The organism is Luteimonas sp. A649, assembly GCF_054072735.1.
The window spans coordinates 16,427-39,440 of sequence record NZ_JBSVRQ010000005.1 but is presented as its reverse complement, the minus strand read 5'-3'; the positions used below and the strand labels follow the sequence as shown (position 1 = coordinate 39,440).

Annotated in this window: 18 protein-coding genes; 7 read left to right on the top strand and 11 right to left on the bottom strand. The window is 70.4% G+C overall.

Annotated features, from left to right (window positions below; genetic code table 11):
* Positions 1 to 1,147: 1,147 nt before the first annotated feature.
* Positions 1,148 to 2,305 (bottom strand): NAD-dependent epimerase/dehydratase family protein, encoded by a 1,158-nt coding sequence (locus ACW5E8_RS14470; protein WP_456966239.1) that lies wholly within the window; start codon positions 2,303 to 2,305, stop codon positions 1,148 to 1,150.
* Positions 2,302 to 3,456, bottom strand: coding sequence for a Gfo/Idh/MocA family protein (locus ACW5E8_RS14465; protein ID WP_456966238.1), 1,155 nt, complete (start codon positions 3,454 to 3,456; stop codon positions 2,302 to 2,304). Before ACW5E8_RS14465 ends, ACW5E8_RS14470 begins: the two co-directional genes overlap by 4 nt.
* 74 nt (positions 3,457 to 3,530) lie before the next feature.
* Between ACW5E8_RS14465 and ACW5E8_RS14460 the strand changes: the two genes are divergently transcribed.
* Together ACW5E8_RS14460 and yecR are read left to right on the top strand one after the other, a co-directional pair.
* Positions 3,531 to 3,737, top strand: a complete 207-nt coding sequence (locus ACW5E8_RS14460; protein ID WP_456966237.1) for a hypothetical protein — start codon at positions 3,531 to 3,533, stop codon at positions 3,735 to 3,737.
* 66 nt (positions 3,738 to 3,803) lie between these two features.
* Positions 3,804 to 4,181 carry a YecR family lipoprotein gene (gene yecR, locus ACW5E8_RS14455; protein WP_456966236.1) on the top strand — a complete coding sequence of 126 codons (378 nt, stop codon included), beginning with the start codon at positions 3,804 to 3,806 and terminating at the stop codon, positions 4,179 to 4,181.
* Between the two features lie 86 nt (positions 4,182 to 4,267).
* Here the strand turns inward: yecR and ACW5E8_RS14450 are convergent, their stop codons facing one another.
* Genes ACW5E8_RS14450 through ACW5E8_RS14440 form a run of 3 tightly spaced genes read right to left on the bottom strand, consistent with a single transcriptional unit; the run spans position 4,268 to position 7,946 of the window.
* Complete coding sequence (locus ACW5E8_RS14450; RefSeq protein WP_456966235.1) at positions 4,268 to 5,983, bottom strand: M28 family peptidase; 1,716 nt, start codon at positions 5,981 to 5,983, stop codon at positions 4,268 to 4,270.
* A 31-nt stretch (positions 5,984 to 6,014) separates the two neighbouring features.
* Positions 6,015 to 7,139 carry a serine hydrolase domain-containing protein gene (locus tag ACW5E8_RS14445; protein ID WP_456966242.1) on the bottom strand — a complete coding sequence of 375 codons (1,125 nt, stop codon included), beginning with the start codon at positions 7,137 to 7,139 and terminating at the stop codon, positions 6,015 to 6,017.
* 15 nt (positions 7,140 to 7,154) lie between these two features.
* On the bottom strand, positions 7,155 to 7,946 hold the full coding sequence (locus tag ACW5E8_RS14440; protein ID WP_456966234.1) for a rhomboid family intramembrane serine protease: 792 nt from the start codon (positions 7,944 to 7,946) through the stop codon (positions 7,155 to 7,157).
* A gap of 90 nt (positions 7,947 to 8,036) precedes the next feature.
* On the opposite strand from ACW5E8_RS14440, the gene ACW5E8_RS14435 reads away from it, so the two are divergent.
* The 3 genes from ACW5E8_RS14435 to rmuC all read left to right on the top strand — a co-directional run bounded on the left by ACW5E8_RS14435 (position 8,037) and on the right by rmuC (position 10,975).
* Positions 8,037 to 9,206: a class I SAM-dependent rRNA methyltransferase gene (locus ACW5E8_RS14435; RefSeq protein ID WP_456966233.1), complete on the top strand. Its 1,170-nt coding sequence runs from the start codon at positions 8,037 to 8,039 to the stop codon at positions 9,204 to 9,206.
* Positions 9,207 to 9,306: 100 nt separating this feature from the next.
* Positions 9,307 to 9,447, top strand: a complete 141-nt coding sequence (locus ACW5E8_RS14430) for a hypothetical protein (RefSeq protein WP_456966232.1) — start codon at positions 9,307 to 9,309, stop codon at positions 9,445 to 9,447.
* Between the two features lie 136 nt (positions 9,448 to 9,583).
* On the top strand, positions 9,584 to 10,975 hold the full coding sequence (rmuC, locus tag ACW5E8_RS14425) for a DNA recombination protein RmuC (RefSeq protein WP_456966231.1): 1,392 nt from the start codon (positions 9,584 to 9,586) through the stop codon (positions 10,973 to 10,975).
* Positions 10,976 to 11,056: 81 nt separating this feature from the next.
* Here rmuC and ACW5E8_RS14420 read toward each other — a convergent pair whose 3' ends face one another.
* The 6 genes from ACW5E8_RS14420 to ACW5E8_RS14395 form a co-directional block, all read right to left on the bottom strand.
* Complete coding sequence (locus ACW5E8_RS14420; RefSeq protein WP_456966230.1) at positions 11,057 to 12,160, bottom strand: MlaA family lipoprotein; 1,104 nt, start codon at positions 12,158 to 12,160, stop codon at positions 11,057 to 11,059.
* Between the two features lie 24 nt (positions 12,161 to 12,184).
* The gene (locus tag ACW5E8_RS14415; RefSeq protein WP_456966229.1) at positions 12,185 to 12,484 is read right to left on the bottom strand and encodes an STAS domain-containing protein; all 300 of its coding nucleotides are present in this window, start codon (positions 12,482 to 12,484) and stop codon (positions 12,185 to 12,187) included.
* Positions 12,468 to 13,133 (bottom strand): MlaC/ttg2D family ABC transporter substrate-binding protein, encoded by a 666-nt coding sequence (locus ACW5E8_RS14410; RefSeq protein WP_456966228.1) that lies wholly within the window; start codon positions 13,131 to 13,133, stop codon positions 12,468 to 12,470. Before ACW5E8_RS14410 ends, ACW5E8_RS14415 begins: the two co-directional genes overlap by 17 nt.
* A complete protein-coding gene (gene mlaD / locus ACW5E8_RS14405; RefSeq protein ID WP_456966227.1) occupies positions 13,130 to 13,672 on the bottom strand; it encodes an outer membrane lipid asymmetry maintenance protein MlaD in 543 nt (180 codons plus the stop codon). Before mlaD ends, ACW5E8_RS14410 begins: the two co-directional genes overlap by 4 nt.
* Before the next feature lie 193 nt (positions 13,673 to 13,865).
* Positions 13,866 to 14,615, bottom strand: a complete 750-nt coding sequence (locus tag ACW5E8_RS14400) for an MlaE family lipid ABC transporter permease subunit (RefSeq protein WP_456966226.1) — start codon at positions 14,613 to 14,615, stop codon at positions 13,866 to 13,868.
* Positions 14,615 to 15,436, bottom strand: coding sequence for an ABC transporter ATP-binding protein (locus ACW5E8_RS14395; RefSeq protein ID WP_456966225.1), 822 nt, complete (start codon positions 15,434 to 15,436; stop codon positions 14,615 to 14,617). The genes ACW5E8_RS14400 and ACW5E8_RS14395 overlap by 1 nt, the downstream gene beginning before the upstream one ends.
* A gap of 273 nt (positions 15,437 to 15,709) precedes the next feature.
* On the opposite strand from ACW5E8_RS14395, the gene recC reads away from it, so the two are divergent.
* Together recC and ACW5E8_RS14385 are read left to right on the top strand one after the other, a co-directional pair.
* Entirely contained in the window at positions 15,710 to 19,255 is a 3,546-nt protein-coding gene (gene recC / locus ACW5E8_RS14390) for an exodeoxyribonuclease V subunit gamma (RefSeq protein WP_456966224.1), read from the top strand.
* A complete protein-coding gene (locus tag ACW5E8_RS14385; protein WP_456966223.1) occupies positions 19,252 to 22,992 on the top strand; it encodes a UvrD-helicase domain-containing protein in 3,741 nt (1,246 codons plus the stop codon). Before recC ends, ACW5E8_RS14385 begins: the two co-directional genes overlap by 4 nt.
* The last annotated feature ends 22 nt before the right edge of the window (positions 22,993 to 23,014 follow it).

Below are 23,014 nucleotides of genomic sequence, written 5' to 3'. Positions count from 1 at the left end.
TTCCAGTCTGCCAGCTCACCTCTCCTTTTCGGGGCGCTGGATTTGTCGCACTTAGTCTGGCAATTTCTGGCGCCTAACAATTCATTCAAGCCGATGCCGCTTCGCGGCACGGCTTAATTCTGGTGTTAGGCCTCACTGGGGGTGTCTATGAAGGCGACGCTTCGCTTTCTGGCGCCACTGTTACTGGTGTCAGGTTGTGCTCCTTCGCAGGAGAACGAGCACAACGTGCTCAATCTCCGAGACCTTGTGCAAGACGTCGCATCTGAAAGACTGGTGTATACGGAGGGCTGAAAATGCAGTGGATCGGGATCGCGTTTGCTCTTGTTGGCCTTGTTCTACTTCTTTTCGGGTTCGCAAAGAACAATCGGTACATTCTTGTAGTGGCGGGTATTGCACTCTTTCTAGGGGGCGCATTTCCTGACTTTGCCCGCGGATACCTGGACGGCTACAACGGCACGCGCGGCCAGTCTTCGAAGAGCAACTAGTGCTTGGCCACACTCACGAGTCTCAGCAGCGGATCCGCCACTGGGTTCGGACAGCCTGGTCCGCCACGGAGCGATTGCTCATGACTGCAGCGTGCCAGCGGTCAGACTCATCGAGTCGGGCGGCACGTTCAGGGACTTGGACGCATATGAGGATTATTCCGGCATTGGCCAGCGTGGGCTTTCTTGCCCTAGCCGGGTGCGCTGGCAATCAGGCGAGTTCACCCTTGCCATTCTTTCCACAGGTAGCGCCTCCGCCGCCCGGGTTTGAACAGCCTTGGCTCCTTTCCGCCTTCAGTGGAGAGCTCGTAGTCGAAAATGGCTGCGTAAAGCTCCGCTCGCCAGAAGGGTCGCGTGGCACGACTATTCTCTGGTACCAGGGCATAGCGCTGGACCGGGACAGTTCGGGGCTGTTCCTTCGTGTGGATGGCAGTGAGAGAGTCACAAGGTTCAATGTTTTGTCCGAGTTCGGCGGCGGTGATGCGCCGAGGGGATACATTGAGGATGCATACCCCGAAGTGGCCCGTCGCTGTGGCCCGCCGTATGCTTACGGCTATCCAGCCAACGCTTTTTGAAGCGTCTTGACACTCATTCAAGCCGACAACGCTTCGGGGGGCTGCCTGTCCCAAGTGTGGCCCACCATGAAACGACTACTCGCTTGGCAGTCAAACGATGCGTGCGAAGCGCATCCACTCGCCAGTGCGCCGGGCGCCGAGCTCGAACGAGTGGGCCGGCTTCCAGCCGAGCCGGGCCTTGGCCAGGTCGTTCGCCACCCATGACCGGTACGCCTCGCGCACGACGCGCCCCTGGTTGGGCGTCTGCACAGCCGGGGCATCGTCGGCGTGCGCGGCGGCACGTCGGCCCTGCATTCGGGACTTGATGACCAGTTTCTGCTCCGGGGTGATCCGGCTGGCGACCAGCTCCTTGGTGCCGCGGATCAGCTTGCCGACCGGTGGGATGGTGCCCAGCTGTGCATGGAAGGCCGGCGAGGCGGCCAGCCGCAGCGCTGCGGTGACGCTGTCGCGCGCACGAGGGCGCTTCGCCCGCCAGTAGGCGTCGATCTCGTCGAGCGAGTGGTCGTGGATGGTCTTCGTGCCCTCGACCATGCCGGCGAAGGTGGTGATGAAATCCCGCCACGTGATGCGGGTGTCGCCGGTGATCAGGAACGCCGAGCCGACTGCATCGTCGCGCTCGAGCGCCGCCATGATCGCTTCACAGACGTCGTCGACATACACCGCATTGCAGGCGCCCCGGCCGCCGTCGATCAGGCTGACGTTCCCGGCGCGTGCGTCCCGGACGATCGGTGTGACGAAGAAGCTGTAGGGGCCGTAGACGATGGTGGGACGGAGGACGACGGTCTCGAGCGCGCCGCGCTTCCCGGCCGCCGTGACCACGGCCTCCCCCGCGGCCTTGGCATCGGAATAGGCCTCGCCCCATCGCCTGATCGGCGCGGTGTCCTCGGTCAGCACCGGCAGCCCCGGCGATGGCCCGTGCACCGCCATCGAACTCACGTGGACCAGGCGGCGGACGCCGGCGCGCGTGCAGGCGTCGACCAGGTGCGCGGTCTGCTTCTTCGTGCTCTTGTCGTCGCCGTGGGCCAGGTTGATGACGGCATCGCACCCCTCCACCGCCCGCGCCAGGCTGTCGGCGTCGAGCATGTCGCCTGCGACCAGCTCGGTGTCCAGGCGGGCAATCCGGACGGCACGCGAGAAGTCGCGGACCAGTGCGCGATACGGGAGCCGGTACTCCAGCGACAGGAGCTCGCACAGGCGCGAGCCGATGAACCCGGTGGCACCGGTGACGAGGATCCTCTTGGGCGTCATGCCGATGCCTCCATCCGCGCAAGCCAGGGCTGCGCCATCGGTGTCCGCAGCGCGTACGCCGTTTCCATGACCGCCAGCGCGTGCAGTGCCGACTCGGCGGTCACGAAGGGTTCGCGCCGCTCGCGCACGGCGCCGATGAAGTCGTCCAGCTGCGCCCGGTAGTGACTGCGCCCGTCCCACTGCGGGGCGCACGCGATCTGCATCTCCATCGGGCCGCGGCGCGTGGTCCGGTGGAGGGTCAGGGTCCGCGGGTCCGAGGTCGAGGCCTCGAGCGTGCCGCGCTCGCCGATCACACGGATGCTGCGGCGTAGCCGGTGCGACCAGCTGAACTCCAGGCGTGCCGGCACCGGTCGCCCGCCGATGCGCAGGTCACCGGTCAGCTTCGCGTTGCTCTCGAAGCCGCCCAGCGCATCATCTTCGTAGGCGATCCCGGTGAGATCACCGAACAGCCAGAGCATCCGGTCGAGGAGGTGCACGCCGGTGTCGAAGAGGACGCCGCCGCCGGTCGCATTGCGGTCGAAGTAGCTGTTGCCCGCCATTGGCCAGTCCAGCGGCGCACCGTCCTCGACGATCACCTCGCGGACTTCCCCGATCTCGCCGTTCTCCACCAGGTCCGCGAGCCACCGGTTGTGCGGAAAGAACCGCATCATGAGCGCGACCGCGAGCACCCGCCCGGTCCTGCGGGCGGCCTCCGCCATCCTGTGGCCGTCGGCGACGGTGATCGCGAGCGGCTTCTCGCACAACACGTCGATCCCCATCTCCATGAGCTGGATCGCGACGGGGGCGTGGAAGCGCGGCGGGACGGCGACGATGGCGGCGTCGACCTTGCCGGCGAGATCGGCAAGGTCGGTGGTGATCGCTGCATCCACACCGCTCTCGCGCGCGGCCTGGGTGGCGTTGCCGCGATCACGGTCGCAAAGTGCGGTCACCTTGACCCGGCGGTCTCCGGCAATCACCGGCAGATGCGCCGCGCGCGTGATCGCACCGCACCCGACGATGCCCAGCCGCACCGGCTGGCTGGAATGAAAACTCGGCAAAGCCCTTCCCCCTGTTGGCAACAAGGAAGACGGAAATTGGGCCGTCAACCGGCCTTGCGGGTTGCCGGGCAGCGCATGTGAGTGACCATGCCGAAGCGGCGTTGCCGCGAGCACGCGATGCGCCGGGGCTCCCGGCTGATCCCGCCCAGCGTGTATGGTCGGCCAGTCATTCTGCAGGACCGATCCGCATGACACTTCCCGTCGAGGGCATCCTCAGTGCCCTGGCGGCGGTGCTGATCGCAGTGGTCACGGTCATGTCGATCCGATCGGGTCGCGTGCTGTGGTACCCGGCACTCATCCAGATCGACCGTCCGGCTCATCGCGTTTTGTTCTGGACGATCATCGTGCTCCAGATCGTGGCGGCGGCGGCGCTGGCATGGCTGGCACTTTCCTGAAGCGCATGCGGATCAATGCCGCGATACTCGGGGTAAGCTCGGCGGGACGCTCGAAAGGAGGTTGAGATGAAGATCTTCGCTTTGTCCCTGCTCGCGCTGGCCGGACTGGCCGCTTGTACGAGCACGAGTTCCCTGGCCGTGGCTGAAGGTGATGGCGCGGGGACCGTCCTGGTGTCCTATGAAACAAGTGACCTGGCCACGCCGGCACTGAGCCTGGCGCAGGCCAACCATCTCGCCACGCGACGCTGTGAACGCATGGGCTACAGCTACACCGAGCTGGCAGTGAACGTGACGCAGGAATGCGCCTCGACGGAAGGTAACGGGGCGTGTTCCAGCTGGCAGGTCCAGAACGCCTATCAGTGCGCGGGCAACCACGTGGCCACGCCGGAGCTGCCGGCGGCGGCTCCCGCACCCCTGCGCACGGCCGGCAACTTCACGCCCTGACGGGCGCGCCCGGACGCAGCACGGGCTCCGCCAGCCCGGCGCGGCTTCTGCCGGACCGGGTTGTGCCGGTACGAACCAGCCCGCTGTCAGGGGGCGACGCCTCCAGCCGGTCCCTGGCCACCGAAGTGCTCACCGAAGAAATCTCCTTCGTTCCACGTCGGCGGCGCATCGGCGGCGGCGATGCCCTGCGCGATGCGCGCGGACACCCGCGCAAGGCGCGCGGCGTCGTCGTAGTGGATGGGCAGGTCGGGCTGGTCGCAGGGGCGGTGGTAGCAGTTGCGCATGAACCAGGTGGCGGAGACCTTGGGGTCGCGCTCGGGATCGGTGCCTTCGATGCCGCCGTCGAGGTAGAGCGCGGGAATGCCTTCGCGCACGAAGGAGAACTGGTCGCTGCGCACGAACACCGTCTCTTCCGGGAAGGGGTCGGGCGAGACCTTGACGCCGATCTCTCGGGCGGCGGCATCCACCACTGACTTCAAGGTCGAGTGTTCAACGCCGATCGGCACGATGTCGCGACTGGGCGCGGTCAACACCGGCATGTCGATGTTGATGTTGGCGACCAGCGCGCCGGCGACAATGGTGGGATGGCGCGCGAACCACTGCGAGCCGAGCAGGCCCTGCTCTTCGGCGGTGACGGCGACGAACAGCTGCGAGCGGCGGGGCGCATCTTCCGCCGCGGCCAGTTCGCGCGCGGCCTCGGTCATGATCGCGACGCCCAGGGCGTTGTCGAGCGCGCCGTTGTAGATCGCATCGCCCTCGACTTCAAGGCCGATGCCGACGTGGTCGAGGTGGGCGCTGTGGACCACGTACTCGTCTGCCAACGCGGGATCGCTGCCGCGCAGCAGGCCGACGACGTTGCGGGAGTCCAGCGGCTCCACGTGCGTGTTCACGGCCAGCGACAGCCGCACCGGCATGTCGAAGCCGCGCAGGGTGCCGCTGCGGGCCTGGTCGGCGAGCTGCGCGGCGCTGCGTTCGCCGCCGGCGAACAGGGTGTCGGCAGCGGCGGCGCTCACGCGGGCGACCACCTGCAGTTCGGGCCAGGTATCGATGCCGCGGCCGTCGGGGCCGCGCAGGCGCATGGTGGGGCGATCCCAGGCGGCCGCGCTGCGCGCCCAGGGCGTGCGCACTTCATCGGCGGCGGTGCCGACCAGCACCACGCCCACGGCACCGCGCTCGGCGACGCCGCGCAGCTTTTCGGCCAGCGAGGAGTGGAAGGCGCGGCGGGTGTCGTCGAAGCGTTCCGGCGCGCCGCCGAACATCACCGCGATCTTGCCGCGGAGGTCCAGGCCGGCGAAATCGTCATGGTCCAGCGCCGGCGCGTGCACGGCCTGGCCGACGAACACCGCGGCCGCGTCGACCGCGGCCTCGGCGTGATCGAAGTTGGCCATCGGCAGGAACTGGTGCTGGAACTCGAGGGTGGTGGCGTCGTTGCCCAGCTGCACGCCGAAGCGCGCGCCCTCGGCGGTGATGATGGCGCGCAGCAGGGGCACGCGCTGGAACCAGCCGCCGTCCTCGCCACCGGGCACCAGCCCGGCATCGGCAAAGCGTCCGGCAACGTACTCGGCGGCCAGGTCATGGCCGGGGGTGCCGGTTTCGCGGCCCTGCATGCCGTCGTCGGCCAGCGCGCGCACGTCGTCTTCGATGCGGTTGGCGGCGGGGTCCTGCGAACGCGCGGCGGTGGATGCGGCCGTTGCCCCGGCGTCGGGCGCAGCATCGCGCTGGCAGGCCGCGATGCCCGGAAGCAGGGTGACGGCGGCGGCAAGGGCAAGGGCGGCCGGCGACAGGCGGCGGGAAAAGGGCATGGCGGGGTCCAGCAGTGCGAAGGCGACAAGCCTAGCGTGCGTCGGCCTTGCCGAGGAACGCTTCACCGATGGCGCGGGCGTCGGCATAGGGCTCGGGGGCGTTGCGGTTGCTGAGCAGCACCACGGTCAGCCGCTGCGCGGGCCAGCGCAGGATGACGTTGCGGAAGCCCATGGTTTCGCCGGAATGCCACTGCAGGCCCTCGTCCAGGCGCCAGCCATAGCCGTAGGCCTGCACGTCGTCCTCGCCGGTGGGCGCGGTGCTCTGCGCCGAAAACGCCAGCGCGCGCGAGGCGTCGGACAGCAGGCGGTCGTCATGCAGCGCCGCGTCCCACTTGGCGAGGTCGTCGATCGAGGAATAGATGCCGCCGTCGCCGAGCACGGCGCTGGTGGTGGACTGGTCGGTGCGGCGCCAGCCGTCGCCGTGGGCGCTGTAGCCCCAGGCGCGGGTGTCGACCTGGTTCACGCCGTCGACGAAGGCCACGGTGTGGTCCATGCCCAGCGGCTGGAAGATGCGCGTGCGCAGGAAGTCGGGGTACTGCATGCCCGAGGCCTGTTCGACGACGAGCGAGAGCAGGGCGTAGGCGCTGTTGCTGTAGCGGTAGGCGCTGCCGGGTGCGAAGTAGGGTGCGGCGGGGCCGATCGCGGCTGTAGCCGCGATCCCGTTGCCACACGGTCGCCCGGCCGCCAGCAGGCACAGCACGTCCGCATCGCGCACCTGGCCGCTGAAGTCGGCCGGCATCAGGTCTTCGTAGTCATGCAGGCCCGAGGTGTGGCTGAGCAGGTGGTGCAGGGTCACGCCGTCGGCGCTGGCGGGCAGCGCGGGCAGCCAGCGGCGCACCGGATCGTCCAGGCGCAGGCGGCCGTCCTGCGCCAGCAGCAGCACGGCGGCGGCGGTGAACTGCTTGCTCACCGAGGCCAGGCGGAAGTTGGTGGCGGGCGTGACCGGGGTGCGGGTTTCGACATCGGCCAGGCCCACGCCGCGGCGGACCACGGGCGTGCCGTCGCGCAGCACGAGCAGGGCCGCGCCGGGCACGTCGCCCCTGTAGCGCTGCAGGCGGGCGTCGACTTCGGCCATGGCCTTGTTCTCCGTGGCATCGCTCGCGGCTGCGCTCCCCCAGGGCAGGATCGCCAGCAGCAGGAGGATGGCAGGGCGCACTCGCATGGCCCGAGTCTAGCGCCGATCGCGCGGCGGGAACTCCAGGACCTTGCCGCGCGCCTCATCGGATTCGGGCCGCTGCCACAGCACCGGCACGTCGTCGGGCAGGCGCGCTTCGAACTGGTCGCGCTCGGCCTCGGCGCGCGCGGCGTCGAGGGCGGCCTGCTCCTCTTCCAGCTCCCAGCTGTAGCGCTTGCGCGGTGCGACGGGGTCGAAACGGCGGAACAGCCAGGCCGCCACGATGCCGCCGATCGCGCCACCCAGATGCGACTGCCAGGACACGCCCGGCTCGCGCGGGAGCACGGTCAGCAGCATGCCGCCGTAGAACATGAAGCCGATCATGGTGGCGGCGATGGCGGCGCGGTCGCGGCGCAGCAGGGCGAGCGCCATCACCAGGAACATCAGGCCGTGGGTGACGCCGCTGGCGCCGAGGTGCCAGGAGCCTGGCGCGCCCAGCAACCAGGCGCCCAGGCCGGAACCCAGCCACATCAGCGGCAGGCCGCGCAGGGTGGCGCGCGGATAGACCCAGCCCGCCAGCGTGCCGAGGAACAGGACGGCCACGCTGTTGGCCACGATGTGTTCGAGCGAACCGTGCAGCAGCGGCGCAGTGAGGATGCCGATCAGCCCGCTGACGCTGCCCGGGGCCACCGAGAACAGCCGCGCGTCAAAACCCGCCTGGGCGATGTACACCACCGCCAGCACCACCACGAACAACGCCGAGGCCCCGGCGGCGCGGCGGAAGCGGCGCCAGTCGGCGGCGCGCTGGGCCTTCGAGTCGGGCGGGTGGTCGTGGGTGGGCAGGTGCATGCCCCATGCATGGCGACGGACGCGGCCAACGCAAGGGCCGGGCCTCCCGCCGCACCTTGGCCGCCGCCGCAAGCCGGTAGAATTGCCGCCATGAACGAAGCCCTGCCCGTGGTCCGCCTGCGCAATGCCTGGCGGTCCAGCCATCCGTGGATTTTCCAGAAGCTGGTCGACAAGCCCAACCCGCGCCCGAAGCCGGGCACCATCGTCGACGTCGTCGGCGTGGACGGCGAGTGGGTCGGCCGCGGCTTCTACAACGGCCATTCGCGGATCGCGGTGCGCATCCTCGAGACGAATCCGAACGTGCCGGTCGACGCCGGCTGGTTCTCCCGCAAGATCGCCGACGCGGTGGCGCTGCGCCGCGACGTGCTGCGCCTGGACGAGGTCTCCGACGCCTGGCGCGTGGTGCACAGCGAAGGCGACGGGCTCAGCGGCCTGGTGGTCGATCGCTACGCCGATTTGCTGGTGCTGGAATACTTCAGCGCCGGCATGTTCCGCCACCGCGAGTGGATCATGGAGGCGCTGCGCGAGCAGTTCCCGGGCTGCCGCTTCCACGCCTTCGCCGACGAGCACGTGCAGAAGCAGGAGAGCTTCGACTTCCACACCACGCGCGGCACCGAGCCCGCGATCATCACCGAGCACGGCATCCGCTTCCGCGCCGACCCCTCGGGCGCGCACAAGACCGGCTTCTTCGCCGACCAGCGCGAGAACCGCGAGTGGCTGAGCCGGCAGGTCGCCGGCAAGCGCGTGCTGGACCTGTGCTGCAACACCGGCGGCTTCGCGGTGTATTCGGCGGTGCGCGGCGCGGCGGACGTGGTGGGCGTGGACATCGATGCCGACGTGATCGAACTCGCCAAGGGCAACGCGAAGTTGAACGGCGTGCGCCCGCGCTTCGTGCAGGCCGACATCTTCCCGTGGCTGCGCGACGCGTCCAACGCGGGCGAGCAGTACGACGTGGTGGTGCTGGACCCGGCCAAGATGACCCGCGACCGCGAGCAGGTGATCCCGGCGCTGAAGAAGTACCTGGACATGAACAAGCTGGCGCTGTCGGTGGTGGCGCCAGGCGGGCTGCTGGCGACATTCTCGTGCACGGGCCTGGTGGCCGAGGACCAGTTCCTGGACATGCTGCGGCGCGCGGCGTTCTTCTCCAACCGCACCGTGCAGGTGCTGAAGGTGTCCGGCGCCGGACCGGACCATCCGTTCATGGCGAACGCGCAGGAGTCGCGCTACCTGAAGGCGGTGTTCTGCCGCGTGCTGGACTGAGGGGCGGCGGCGGCTCCCCGGTGGTAGCTCCTCACCTTTGTGGGAGCGGCTATAGCCGCTCCCACGGGCTGCGGAGGATCGCGGCTGTAGCGGCTCCCACATGGTCGCTGGGGATCGCGGCTGGCCGACAGTCTGCAAGGACGATGACAGTGCGATTGGCGGGCTGGGCCTGGCCACGATCAATGACACCGGCAGCCGTTTCTCGGTGCCGGTGACGCTCTCGGCACGCTGGGACTTCTGAGCGTGCCCGCGTGCCCGCCGGCCGGGTGACTGCCGGCGGGCACGCGCTTTTGAACGCGGCAGGCGTCGCGGATGCGGAAGTGTGATCGCGCCGACGGGGTCGCGGTGGCTGCGACCGCGTTGGCTACACTGGGCGCATGGAAATCCAGACCCTGTTGATCCTCGTGCTGGCGGCGGTGGCGGTGGCCATCGTGCTGCTGGTGGTGCTGCTGTCGCGTCGCCCGGACGCCGCGCTGGGTTCGCTGCGCCGCGAGCTCGAGGAAGCGCTGCGCGCGGAGCAACGCGACGGGCGCGGGGAGCTGCGGCAGCAGCTCGACAGCCTGGGTACGGCGCAGGGGCAGCGTATCGATGGATTCGCCTCACGCCTGACCGAGTTCAGCACGCGTACCGACCAGCGCCTGGACGTGCTGCGCGAAGCGCTTGGCGAAGATGCCCGCAAGGCGCGCAGCGAAGGCGCGGAGGCGCAGCAGCGCTTCGCCGACCAGCTCGGCCAGCGCCTGGGTGAACTCACCCAGCGCAACGAGCAGCGCATCGGCGAGATGCGCACCACGCTCGAGTCGCAGCTCAAGTCCCTGCAGGCCGACAACGCCCAGAAGCTCGAGCAGATGCGCGCCACCGTCGATGAAAAGCTGCAGACCACGCTCAACACGCGCCTGGATGCGTCGTTCAAGCTCGTGTCCGAGCGCCTGGAACAGGTGCAGCGTGGTCTGGGCGAAATGCAGGAGCTGGCCACCGGCGTCGGCGACCTCAAGCGCGTGCTGACCAACGTCAAGGACCGCGGCAGCTGGGGCGAAGTGCAGCTCGAGAACATCCTCGAACAGACCCTGACCATCGAGCAGTACGCCAAGGCCGTGCGCGTCCGCCCGGGCAGCGGCGAGACGGTCGATTTCGCGGTCCGCCTGCCCGGGCGCGGCAGCGAAGACGATCAGGTCTGGCTGCCGATCGATTCCAAGTTCCCGCGCGAGGACTACGAACGCCTGCTGGATGCGCAGGAAAAGGGCGATGTCGAGGCCGTACGCAGCAGCGGCGTGCAGCTCGAGCGCGCGATCCGCGTGCAGGCGAAGTCGATCTGCGAGAAGTACGTCGTGCCGCCGCACACCACAGATTTCGCGGTGATGTTCCTGCCCACCGAGGGTCTCTACGCCGAGACCATCCGCCGCCCCGGACTGGCCGATGCGCTGCAGCGCGAGCACCGCGTGGTCTTGGCGGGACCAACCACGTTCACCGCCTTGCTCAACAGCCTGCAGATGGGCTTCCGCACGCTGGCCATCGAGAAGCGCTCCAGCGAGGTCTGGCAGCTGCTGGCGGCGGTGAAGGGCGAGTTCGGCAAGTTCGCCGGCGTGCTCGAGAAAGCCACCACCCAGCTCGACACCGTGCAGAACAGCATCAAGCAGGCCGGCGTGCGCACGCGTGCGATCGAACGCCAGCTTCGCGGCGTGGAATCGCTGCCGGGCTCTGAAGCGCAGGCGCTGCTTGCGGATGCGTCGAAGGGCCTGCCGGACGATGGCGCGATCGAGCCCGCGGGTTGATCCGGCCGTATTTGTGGGAGGCGCTATAGCGGCGATCGCGGCTTTAGCCGCTCCCACAGCCAGGTGCGGGTATCGCTGCGATCAGGGCCCCGCGCCCGGAACGATCGGCATCACGTCGACCGGCACGGTCGGGTTGGCCTCGTCCTCGAGCAGGTAGTCAGGCAGGTCGCTCTGGTCCTCGCGGATGCGGTTGCCGTGGATCTGGTAGTTGCGGCGCTGCATCCAGGCATCGCGCACCAGGGCGTATTCGTCCGCGGCACCTTCGCGCAGGCGGTCGACCGCGAACAGCTGCGTGCGCAGGTCGACCAGCTGCAGGCCCTGCAGGCCGATGCGCACGGTGTCATCGCTGATCTGGCGCGTGGGCGATACCTGGCCGTCGCCGACCAGTCCGAAGACGTCGCGCACGGTGCGCGGCCCGAACAGCGGCAGCTCGACGAAGCGCGAGTTCTCCCAGCCCCACACGCCCAGCGTCTGGCCGAAGTCTTCGCTGCGGTTGGGGATCTTCATGCGCGAGGCCGGATCGAACAGGCCGCCGACGCCGATGGTGACGTTGACCAGGAAGCGGCCCAGTGATTGACCGGCCTGCTTCGGCTGGCCCTGCAGCAGTGCGTTGAGCGCGCTCACCGGCTGGCCGAGGTTGCTGAAGAAGTTGCCCACGCCCAGGCGCACCGGGCGCGGGACGACGGCCACGTAGGCACGCGCCAGCGGTTCGGCGACCGTGCGGTCGATGGCCATGTTGAAACCGTGCACCCGGCGGTTCCAGGGTTCCCAGGGGTCGTGGCTGGCGCCCGGCAGCTGCGCGGGTGCCGGCAGGGTCGGGTCGGCCACGGGGTCGTAGACGTCGCCGCCGTAGATGGCGGCGAAGTCGAGTTCGGCCTGGGTGGGGTCGTAGCCTGGGGTGTCGCTGCCGTCCGCGGGCGTGGCGACAGGATCGAGCCCGTCGGCGGCCGCGTCGGTGGTGTGGTGGTCCATGGCCGCGGCGTCGGCGCCGGCAACGCCTGCAGCCGCCGTCGCATCGTGGATCGCGGCCGGGCCGTGATCGCTGCCGTGGTCGGCGGCAACAGCGGCGTCCGTGTGCTCAAGCGGCGCTTGCGCGCGCGGCGCGGTGCCGGCGCAGCCGACCAGGATCGCGAGGGCCAGTGCGGCGATGGCCGTTCGCAGGCGGGAATGTACTTGGCTGTCCATGCAGATCCTTGGGCCGTCCCGGTGTCAGGACGCGAAGCCGAGCGCCGTATCGAGACGGTACGCGGCGCGGAGGTCGGCCAGGCCCGGAGGCTCGCCGATCACGTCGATGGCGGCGCCACGCGCAGCGACCCCTGCCAGTGAGGACAACAGCGCCAGGCCGGCGCTGTCGATGCGCGTGACCGCGCCGATGTCGATGCGGCGCGCGCCCGCGGCCTGCGGCTGCGCGGCGCGCCACAGCGCGGGCACGGCCGATCGGACGAGGGCGCCGCTGAAGCGCAGCGCCTCGCCGTCGCGGTGTACCGCGGCCTCAGTTGGTGCCGGCATCGGCCTGGATCCGCCCCGCGCCGAGGTCGGCCGCAACGGCGCGGATCGACTTGCGCGACAGCGGCGTGTCGAACTGCTGGCGGAAGGTCTGCACGAAGGACACGCCCTCGACCATCACGTCGAACACGCGCCAGCCGTTGGGCGTCTGCCGCATCAGGTAGTCGACCGGGATGGGCTCGCCGCCCGAGCGCAGCATCTCGCTGGACACCTTCACGCCCAGTCCGCGCGGCAGCGGGGTTTCCGACTTCACGCGCACCCGCAGGCGGGTGTTGAAGTCGAGCAGCGAGCTGCCGTAGCGGCTCATCAGGCTGTCGGCCAGCGCATCGGCGAACACCTTCACGTCGGCATCGCTGGCACCGCGGCCGTGGCGGCCGAGCACCTGGCGCGCCGAGTACTCGCGGTCGAACATCTGGTCGAATTCGCTGGCGATGAACGCCTGCAGCTTGCCGCGGTCGGCAGTGAACTCGGCGCGGCGCGATTCCAGCGTGGTCAGCACGCGCTGGCTGTTGTCGAGCACCAGCTTGCTGGGCGACTCGGCCTGCGTACTGGCGGCGGCGGGCTGCGCGGCCTGGGCCTGGGCCGACGCCGCGAACGGCGCGGTGGCGAGCAGGGCCGAAGCCAGCAGCAGGGGAATCAGGGGACGGGTCATGGCGTGGGCTCCGTGGGGGGCGGGGTCTCGTCGGCCGGCATGTCGGGCGCCGGTGTGCCTGCGGCAGCGCCATCTTCGCCGCCGCCGCTGAACATGTACTTGCCGACCATCTGCATCAGGTCGACCGCGGGCTGGGTGTAGACCAGTTCTTCGCCGGGCGCGAACACTTCCATGTCGCCGCCGGGCTGCAGGCCGACGTAGCTTTCGCCCAGCAGGCCGCCGGTCAGGATCTGCGCCGAGGTGTCGATCGGGATCTCGTTGAAGCGCGTGTCGATCGCCAGCGTAACGATGGTGTCGAACTTCACCGGATCAAGGTCGATCGCCGAGACGCTGCCGATCGTCACGCCGCCGATCTTCACCGGCGCGTTGGGACGCAGCTGGCCGAGGTTGGTGAAGCGCGCGGTGAGCTCGTAGCTGTCGCGCGCGAAGCCGAACTTGCCGTTGGTCGATGCGATCGCCAGCACCAGCACGGAGGCCAACGCCAGGACCAGGAACGCTCCGACGGCAAATTCAAGGCGGGGACCACGGGACGTGTTCATTGGGATACCTCGGGAGAGCAGTTTGGCCACGGATTTACGCGGAAGACGCGGATCAAGAGCAAGACAGAACAAAAAGCTCTTTCAGCCACGGATTTACGCGGATCACGCGGATAAGAGCGGGGAAGCGGGGAGCCGATCCGTGTAATTCGCGTCATCTGCGTAAATCCGTGGCCAAAAACGCTCTTCAAGCACATCACCGGAACAGCAGCGCGGACAGGACGAAGTTGAACATCAGGACCAGCAAGGAGGCGTTGACGACGGCGCGGGTGGTGGCGACGGAGGTGCCTTCGATGGTCGGTTCGGCGTGGAAGCCGACGTAGGCCGCCACCAACGCCGCAGTGCCGCCGAAGACGGCCGACTTCAGGAAGGCGACCAGGAAGTCGTCGCGGAAATCGACGACGTCGCGCATGGTCTGCCAGAAGGTGCCGTTGTCGACGCCGAGGATCTGCACGGCCTGGAACCAGCTTGCGGTCAGCGCGAAGCTGACGAAGAACGCGGTCAGCAGCGGCACGCAAAGGACGGCCGCCCAGAAGCGCGGCGCGACCGCCTTGGCGATCGGGTCGATGGCCATCAGGCCCAGCGCCTGGATCTGGTCGGTGGCGCGCATCAACGCCAGCTCGGCCGCGATCGAGGAGCCGGCGCGGCCGATGAAGAGCAGCGCGGTCAGAACCGGCGCCAGTTCTCGGTACAGGCCCAGGCCGATCAGCACGCTGACCTGGTTCGATGCGCCGTAGGTTTCCAGCGCGCGGTAGCCCAGCAACGTCAGCGACAGGCCGACGAAGGCGCCACCGACGGCGATGATCGGCAGGCTGCGCGCGCCGATCTTGTAGATCTCGCGCAGCAGTTCGGTGAAGAAGTCGCGGGTCGGCTTCGAGGCCGCGAACACCGACAGCGAGAACAGGCCGGCGCGGCCGAGCGAGCGGGTGCTGGAGATGAAGGGCATCAATTCGCTTCCGCGGCATTGGCGACGGCGGCCTGCGCCGACGCCGGGTCGAAGGCGATCGGACCGTCGGGCTCGCCGCGCAGGAACTGGCGCAGCAGCGGGTCGTCGCTGGCCTCGAGTTCGGCCGGCGTGCCGGCGAAGACGATGCCGCGGTTGGCGGTCACCAGCACCTGGTCTGCGATCGGCAGTGTTTCGCGCACGTGGTGGCTGACGATGACGCTCGTCAGGCCGAGCGTGGCGTTGAGGCGCGCGATCAGGCTCATGATCACGCCGGACGCGATCGGGTCGAGCCCGGTCAGCGGCTCGTCGTAGAGCATCAGCGGCGGATCAAGCGCCAGCGCACGGGCCAGCGCCACGCGGCGCGCCATGCCGCCCGACAGCTCGCGCGGGTAGAGGTCGGCGGCGGTGCGCAGGCCCACCGCGTGCAGCTTCATCAGCACGAGCTGTTCGATCACCGGCGCCGGCAGCCTGGTGTGCGCGCGCAGCGGCAGCGCCACGTTCTCGCCGGCGGTGAGGTCGGTGAGCAGGCCGTTGCCCTGCAGCAGCACGCCGATGCCCTTGCGCAGCTCGAGCAGCTCGCGATGGCGGCGCGGCACGGGCTGGCCGAAGACTTCGACCGTGCCCGCGGCGGGCGGCAGTTCGCCGGTCAGCGCCGCGAGCAGGGTCGACTTGCCGCTGCCCGAGGGGCCGAGGATCGCGGTGATGCTGCCGCGCGGCACCACCAGGTCGATATCCGACAGGATCGTGCGCGCACCGCGATCCAGGCGCACGCCGGAGAGGCGGACGGCGGGGGCGGTCGTGTCGGTCGCTGTGTGGGGCATGAGGCTGCCGGAGTTCGGGCGGGGCAACGCGACAGCTTCGCTGCGGACTGCTGAATGGCGGCGAAGCGGGGCGGGTCGGCGATTATCGCCGATCGGAGTAAGTGCTGCCTTGGGAGCGACTGGAAGCCCAGCTCTTGTGGGAGCAGCAATGGGCCAGCTCTTGTGGGAACGGCTATAGGCGCGATAGGCGCGAAGTCGCGGCTGTAGCCGCTCCCACAGGAGATGCATTGCGCCGTATCGCCTCATGCGACCGGGCTCCGGCATCATGGCCGCATGACACAGGGGACCGGCGACTTCCGCCTCTACCACTCCAACGCGCTCGACGTGCTGGCGGGATTGCTGGCGGCCGAGTTGCGCGCGCCCGCGCCCGGACAGGGACTGCTGGAGCCCGACGTCATCCTGATCCCGCAGCCCGCGATGCGCCGCTGGCTGCAGGCCACGCTGGCGGACGCGCACGGCGTGGCCGCCAACCTGGAGTTCCTGACGCCGGGTGAGTTCGTGCAGCGCGCGCTGGATGCCAACGTGCCGGGGCGCGGTGACGACCTGGATGCCGCCGCGCTGCGCTGGCGCATCCACGCGGCGCTTTCGGATCCGGCGGTGCTGCGCGATCGCGCGCTGCAGCCCATGCGCGCGTACCTGGAATCCGCGCCGGACCCGCTGAAGGCCTGGTCGCTGGCCGGCGAGCTTGCGCAGGCCTTCGAGAAGTACAAGGCCTGGCGCCGCGAATGGCTGCTGGCCTGGGAGGCCGGCGAGGCGCCACGTGATCCACAGGCCGCGCTGTGGCGTCGCGTGGCGGGCGGCACCGATCACCGAGCGCGCCGCATCGATGCCTATCTGCGCCGCTTCGCCGATGTCGATGCACCGTTGCCCACCGGCCTGCCGAAGCGCCTGTTCGCCTTCGCCATCCTCAACGTGTCGCCGGACGTGCTGCGTGTGATCGCCACCCAAGCGCGCGGCGGCACGCTGCATCTGTACGTGCCCTCGCCCAGCCGCGACTACTGGGGCGACCTGCAGCGCGTGCGCGGGGGCGATCCGGATGCGGCGGCCGGCGAGAACCCGCTGCTGCGCGCCTGGGGCGCGGCCGGACGCGACTTCATGGCGGTGCTGGGCAACTACGAAGTGGTGCACCCGGACATCGAGTTCCGCGGCGATGCCGATCCGGGCGAGGGCGGCAACGCGCCGCAGGGCAGCCTGCTGCGGCGACTGCAGTCGGACCTGTTCCACCGCCGGCCGTCACCGCTGCTCGCGCCAACCGCGGATGACCCACGCACACGCCTGCCGGCGCTGCGCCGCGACGACCCGAGCCTGCAGGTGCACGCCTGCCACACCCGCCTGCGCGAGCTGCAGGTGCTGCACGACCAGCTGCGCGCGCTGTTCGAAGACCCGCGCTTCGACCCGCCGCTCGAGCCGCGCGACGTCGCGGTGCTGGCGCCGGACATCGATCCCTACCTGCCCTATCTCGACGCCGTGTTCGGCGGCCGCGGCCGCGCCGATGCCGGCTTCAATCAGGCGATCCCCTATGCCGTCGCCGACGCCAGCCCGCTGGCCGGCGAGCCGCTGGCCGAAGTGTTCCTGCGTCTGCTCGCGCTGCCGGTGTCGCGCTTCGGCCTGGTGGAAACGCTGGACCTGCTCGCCAGCCCGCCGCTCGCCGAAGCCGCCGCGCTCGATGCCGCCGCCTTTGCGCGCCTGCACGCCTGGCTGCACGCCGCCGGCGCGCGCTGGGGCCTGGACGCCGCGCACCGCGCGCGCCTGGATGCACCGGCCGACGACGCCTACACCTGGGCCTTCGCGCTCGACCGCCTGCTGCTCGGCCACGCCAGCGGCAGCGATGCGCCGATCACCACCGCCAGCGGCCAGGTCATCGCGCCGATGCCGGAGCTGGAAGGCAGCGCACTGGACGCACTCGACACCCTGGTGCGATTGCTGCGCGTGCTCGCCCGCCACGCCCGCGTGCTCGACGAAGCACTGCCGCCCGACGGCTGGCGCGAGCGCCTGCTTGGCCTGCTCGAAGCGCTGCTGCCGAAGCCGCCGTCGTCCCCGGCGTCACGTCGCGCGCTCGACCGCTTGCGCACCCTGATCGACGACTTCGCCGCCGATGCGCGCCGCGCCGGCGTCGCCACGCCCGTTCCCGCCGAAGTCGTGCGCGCGCAGTTCGGCGCCGCGCTGTCGGAAGCCGACACCCGCGCGCCGCTGCTCACCGGCGGCGTCAGCATCGGCCGCATGGTGCCGATGCGCCTGCTGCCGTTCCGCGCAATCTGCCTGCTGGGCATGGACGACGGCGAGTTCCCGCGTCGCGATTCCGCGGGCGGCCTCGACCGCCTCACCGCGGATCTCGCCAGTGGCCAGCGCCGCCAGGGCGACCGCTCCACGCGCGACGACGACCGCTTCCTGTTCCTGCAGCTGTTCGCCGCCGCGCAGGACGTGTTCTACGTCAGCTACCAGGGCGCCGACCCGCGCGACGGCAGCGCGCGCGAGCCGTCGGTGCTGGTGGCGGATCTGCTGGCGGCCGCCGATGCGCAGCACGTGCCGGATGCGAAGGCGGGCGCGGCGTTGGTGGTGCGGCACACGCTGCAGCCGTTCGCGCCCGCGGCGTTTGGTAGCGAGGACGAGCCGAGGCGCTTCTCGTACCACGCGCAGTGGTGGCCAGCCGCCGCGCAGCCCGCGCAGAAGCGCGTGCCGCTGCCGGCGTGGTTTGGGGATGAGGCGCTGGTGGCGGTGGGCAGCGACAGCGTGGACGATGTTGGCGACGGCGCCATCGGCAGTGACGGAAACGCAGACGGCGGAACGGATCGCACCACGCCGCCGTTTGGCAGCGAGCCGGAAGCCACGCTGTCGCTCGACGAACTGCGCCGTTTCCTGCAAGCGCCCGCGGAGGTGTTCCTGAAGCAGCGGCTCGGCCTGCGGCTGGCCGAAGTGGAGGCGATCGACGAGGACGTCGAGCCTTTGCTGGCACCGGGTCGCGGGTTCGCGCGCCAGCTGCTGCAGAAGGCGGTGTTCGACGCGGTGCTGCGCGGTGATGACGACGCATCGACCCACGCCCTGCTGCGCGCGCGCGGGCTGCTGCCGTCCGGTCCGCTGGGCCGGCGCACGCTGGAAGATGTGCGCGGGCAGGTGGATGCCTATGCCGCCGCATTCGGCGACTGGCGCGGCGCGGCCGACGCCGATGCCCCGCGGCTCGAAGTCTTGATCGATGGCGTCACGCTGCAGGGCAGCGCCGGAGCTGCTGGCGGTGCGGGCGACTCGGGCAGCCTGACCCTGCGCGGCCGCGTCGCCGACGCCTACCCACAGGGCATCGCGCGTGTCCGCTTCGATCCGCCCGCCGGGCAGTCCGCCATCCGCAATGGCCTCGACTGGCTGCTGGCGAGCGCGGCCGGGCGAGATGCGCCGCTGATCGAATTCCATGACGGAGGTGAGCTCGGCGTCGGCCCACACGTGCGCGCACCGCTCGATCCCGACGAGGCGCGCAACGTCCTGCGCACGCTCATCGATCTGCGCACGAAAGGCCTGCGCCGCCCGCTGCCGTTCGCGCCCTACAGCGGCTGGGAGCTGTACCGCGCCGGCAATCTCGAACGCGGCCTGGACCTGGCGGCCAAGCGCTGGCACGGCAGCGACCGCAGCTGGGGCGAAGGCACCGGCGAGGCGCTGCGTCTCGCGCTGCGCGGCCGCGATCCGTTCACCGATGAGGCCACGCAAGTCGCGTTCGTGGACCTGGCGATGGCGATCTACTCCGCGGTGGCGACCGGCGAGGTCTACGCCGGCACCGACCTGGGCGCGCTGCGCGACATCGCCGCCAAGCTCGACCTGGAGGACGCGGAATGACGGGCACCGCTACTGGGCAGGACAAGGCGATCAACGCGGGCGGTGCGGACGACGCGCGCCACGCGATCCCCGCGTCCGCCCGCGATCCCTACCTGGACCTCGCGCTCGAAGGCGTGCACGCCATCGAAGCCTCCGCCGGCACCGGCAAGACCTTCACCCTGGCCACGCTTGTCGTGCGCCTGGTGGTGGAGCGCGGCCTGCGCGTGGGCCAGGTGCTCGCCGTCACCTTCACCGAAGCCGCCACCCAGGAGCTGCGCAGCCGCATCCGCGCGCGCCTGCTGCTGGCCGAGCAGCTGGTCGGTGCAATGCCCGCAGCAAACGCCTCGCCCGAAGCCACGCTCACCCACGCCGTGCTCGACGCCCACCTCGCGCGCGGCAGCGAAACCGCCGACGCCCTGCGCCGCCGCCTGCACGCCGCCGCCAACGACATCGACCTCGCGGCCATCTTCACCATCCACGGCTTCTGCGCGCGCGTGCTGCGCGAGCACGCGCTGGAAGTCGGCCAGGCCTTCGATGCGCCGGAGCTGCTCACCAGCGACACGCCGCTGTACGAGGCCATCGCCGCCGACCTGTGGCGTTCGCACGGCAGCACTGCGGACGCCGCCGACGACCTGCTCGCGCTGTGGCCGGGCGGCCCGCAGGCGCTGGCCGGCGATCTGCCGCCGCTGGTGCGCGAACCCGTGCTGCGCCCCGCGCTGGCGGATCTTCCCGATGATCCCGCGCCGCGCCTGCATGCCACCGGCGACGCGCTGGCGCACGCCTTCCGCGCCCACGGCGACGACTTCCGCGCCGCGCTGGTGTCCGCCGTGGAAGGCAAGGTGTTGCACGGCGGCAGCTACAAGGCCGCCTGGATCGCCGAGCTGTTCGATGCCCTGCACCAGTGGTGCCATGCCGGGGAGCGCGACGCGCCGTTCGAACATTCCAAGCTCCCGCAGCTGACGCGCGACACTCTGCTGCTGCGCACCAGCAAGGCCGGCGCCGGCCGCACGCCGGACTCGCCGGTCTGCGATGCCGTCCCCGCCTACCTCGACGCCCTCACCGCGATGGCCGAGTGGAAAGATGCGCGCCGTGTCGAACTGCTGCACCGCCTGCGCGATGACGCGCGCCTGCGCGTGGCCCGCGCCAAGCAGCAGCAGCGCGTGCAGACCTACGACGACCTGATCGACCGCGTCGCCGATGCCATCGACGGCCCCGAAGCCGATGAGCTGACGGCCAAGCTCCGCGCGCAGTACGCCGTGGCCCTGGTCGATGAATTCCAGGACACCGACGCCCGCCAGTGGCGCATCTTCGACCGCGTGTTCGGCGCCGCCAGCGGTGCGCCCGCGCTGTACGTGATCGGCGACCCCAAGCAGGCGATCTACGGCTTCCGCGGTGGCGACGTGGAAACCTACCTGGCCGCGCGTGCGACCGCCGCCGAGGCGCCGCCGCTGGCGCTGAACTTCCGTTCGCGGCCGGCGGTGCTGCGTGCGGTGTCCGCGCTGTACGCACAGGCACAGGCGGCGGCCGACGCCGATACCGGAAGCGACCCGAGCAAGAAGATCCCGCCGCCCTTCATCGACGGCCGCATCGAGTTCAAGGAAGTCCTTCCCGGCGGCGTGCGCGACGACGCCGATTTCCTGCGGCACGGCACCGTCGCCCCCGCACTCACCCTGTGGCGCGCGCCAACACCGGAGCCCGACGCCAAGGGCAAGCTGAAGCCCCACAACGCCGGCCGCTCGCGCGAACTCGCAACGCAAGCCTGCGTCGCCGCCATCCACCGCGTGCTGACCGACGCGCGCGACGGCCACGCCAGCATCGAAGGCCGCCCCGTGCAACCCGGCGACATTGCCGTGCTGGTGCGCTCGCACAACGAGGCCACGCGCATCCGCCACGCGCTGGCGATGGCCGGCATCCCCGCGGTGGCCGCCGGCAAGCAGAGCCTGTTCGCCACGCCCGAGGCGCGCGACCTGCACGCACTGCTGCTCGCCCTGCTGCACGGCGCCGACGACGGCCGCCTGCGCATGGCGCTGTCCACGGTGCTGGTGGGCCTGGATGCCAGCGCGATCGCCGCGCTGGATGAAGACGGCGAAGCGCTGCGCGCCTGGCAGCTCACTGCGCTCGCCTGGCGCGACCGCCTGCAACGCGGCGGTCCGCTCGCGCTGGTCAACGACCTCTGCGCCGAACACGCCGGCCGCCTGCTCGGCCTGCTCGACGGCGAGCGTCGCCTCACCAACACCCTGCAGCTGGCCGAACTGCTGCAGGACGCACAGGCGCGCGCGCTCGGCCTGCACGGCCTGGTCGACTGGCTGGCGAACGCCATCGCCGACGCCAATGCCAACGACGAAAGCCAGCTGCTGCGGCTGGAGTCCGATGCAAAGCGCGTGCAGGTGGTCACCCTGCACAAGAGCAAGGGCCTGGAGTACCCGCTGGTGTTCATGCCCTTCGCAGCCATCGGCTCGCCCACGCGCAGCCCCGGGCAGCGCGCCGTGGTGAACGGCGAAGGCGGCCGCGCGCTGCACTGGAAGCTGCTGCCGTCGCGCTCCGGCTGGGAAGCGGCGAAAGATGCGTGGACCCTCGCCCAGCGCGCCGAAGACGCACGCCTGCTGTACGTCGGCCTCACCCGCGCGCGCCACGCGCTGTGGCTGGCCAGCGGGATGTTCAGCAACCACGACAAGTCGCCGCTGCTGCACATGGTGGCCAAGCCCGATGCGCTGGCCGCCGCGCTCGGCACGGCGGTCGCCATCGACGACAGCACGCCGCCGGCCACGCTGCCGTGGCTCGCGCCGCAATCCACCGACGCCGTGCCGCCCGCGCGCATCGCCGCGCGCGCGCTCGCCAGCGACTGGTGGGTCTACAGCTTCACCCAGCTCGCCAACGCTGAAGGCCAGGGCGATGCCTCCGCCAGCGCCACCCAGCCCGCACCCGGCGGCCAGGACGAGCCCGCCGCGGATGCCGATGCCGAGCTTGCGTCGGGTGCCGACCCGGCCGACGCCGACGTCTTCGACCCGCGCTTCGCCGGCACCCGCTTCGGCGTGGTGCTGCACGACGTGCTGGAACACACCGACTTCGCGCGCTGGTCCGCATGGACGCCCGGCGCGCCCGCGCCCGGCAGCGACGACGCCAAGCTGATCGCCGACCGCCTGCGCGCCGGCGGCTACCCGGCCGAAGACATCGACGACGGCGTCAGCGTGCTCACCCCGCTCATCGGCCACACGCTCACCGTGGCCCTGCCCGAGGGCGTGCGCCTGGTCGACGTGCCCGCGGACCGGCGTCGCCCGGAGATCGAGTTCCAGTTCGCGCTCGCGCCCACGCGCGTCGACGCGCTGCTCGCGCTGCTGCACCGCCACGGCCTGCTCACCGCGCGCCAGGGCTTCGGCGCGCGGCGCCGGCTGGAAGGCCTGATGACCGGCCTGATCGACCTCACCTACGTGCACGACGGCCGCTGGTACGTGCTCGACTACAAGTCCAACAGCCTGCCCGGCTACGGCCCCGCGCAGCTGGATGACGCGATGACGCACAGCGAGTACGACCTGCAGGCGCTGATCTACACGCTGGCCCTGCACCGCTGGCTTCGCTTCCGCCTGGGTGACAGGTACGACTACGAACGCGACTTCGGCGGCGTGCGCTATGTGTTCTGCCGTGGCCTGGATGCCGCGCGCTCGGAAGCGCAGGGCGTGCAGGCGTGGCGGTTCGCGCCAGGGCTGGTCGACGAACTCGATGCGCTGTTTGCTGGCGATGCCAAGGAAGCTGCGGCATGACGACGCTTCCGCTCTTCCCGGA

Coding starts and splice junctions, on each gene's coding strand:
- recC (WP_456966224.1), top strand. CDS start 15,710: ATGACACAGGGGACCGGCGACTTCCGCCTCTACCACTCCAACGCGCTC.
- ACW5E8_RS14430 (WP_456966232.1), top strand. CDS start 9,307: ATGGTCGCTGGGGATCGCGGCTGGCCGACAGTCTGCAAGGACGATGAC.
- ACW5E8_RS14450 (WP_456966235.1), bottom strand. CDS start 5,983: ATGCCCTTTTCCCGCCGCCTGTCGCCGGCCGCCCTTGCCCTTGCCGCC.
- ACW5E8_RS14460 (WP_456966237.1), top strand. CDS start 3,531: ATGACACTTCCCGTCGAGGGCATCCTCAGTGCCCTGGCGGCGGTGCTG.
- ACW5E8_RS14470 (WP_456966239.1), bottom strand. CDS start 2,305: ATGACGCCCAAGAGGATCCTCGTCACCGGTGCCACCGGGTTCATCGGC.
- yecR (WP_456966236.1), top strand. CDS start 3,804: ATGAAGATCTTCGCTTTGTCCCTGCTCGCGCTGGCCGGACTGGCCGCT.
- rmuC (WP_456966231.1), top strand. CDS start 9,584: ATGGAAATCCAGACCCTGTTGATCCTCGTGCTGGCGGCGGTGGCGGTG.
- ACW5E8_RS14400 (WP_456966226.1), bottom strand. CDS start 14,615: ATGCCCTTCATCTCCAGCACCCGCTCGCTCGGCCGCGCCGGCCTGTTC.
- mlaD (WP_456966227.1), bottom strand. CDS start 13,672: ATGAACACGTCCCGTGGTCCCCGCCTTGAATTTGCCGTCGGAGCGTTC.
- ACW5E8_RS14410 (WP_456966228.1), bottom strand. CDS start 13,133: ATGACCCGTCCCCTGATTCCCCTGCTGCTGGCTTCGGCCCTGCTCGCC.
- ACW5E8_RS14435 (WP_456966233.1), top strand. CDS start 8,037: ATGAACGAAGCCCTGCCCGTGGTCCGCCTGCGCAATGCCTGGCGGTCC.
- ACW5E8_RS14395 (WP_456966225.1), bottom strand. CDS start 15,436: ATGCCCCACACAGCGACCGACACGACCGCCCCCGCCGTCCGCCTCTCC.
- ACW5E8_RS14440 (WP_456966234.1), bottom strand. CDS start 7,946: ATGCACCTGCCCACCCACGACCACCCGCCCGACTCGAAGGCCCAGCGC.
- ACW5E8_RS14420 (WP_456966230.1), bottom strand. CDS start 12,160: ATGGACAGCCAAGTACATTCCCGCCTGCGAACGGCCATCGCCGCACTG.
- ACW5E8_RS14385 (WP_456966223.1), top strand. CDS start 19,252: ATGACGGGCACCGCTACTGGGCAGGACAAGGCGATCAACGCGGGCGGT.
- ACW5E8_RS14415 (WP_456966229.1), bottom strand. CDS start 12,484: ATGCCGGCACCAACTGAGGCCGCGGTACACCGCGACGGCGAGGCGCTG.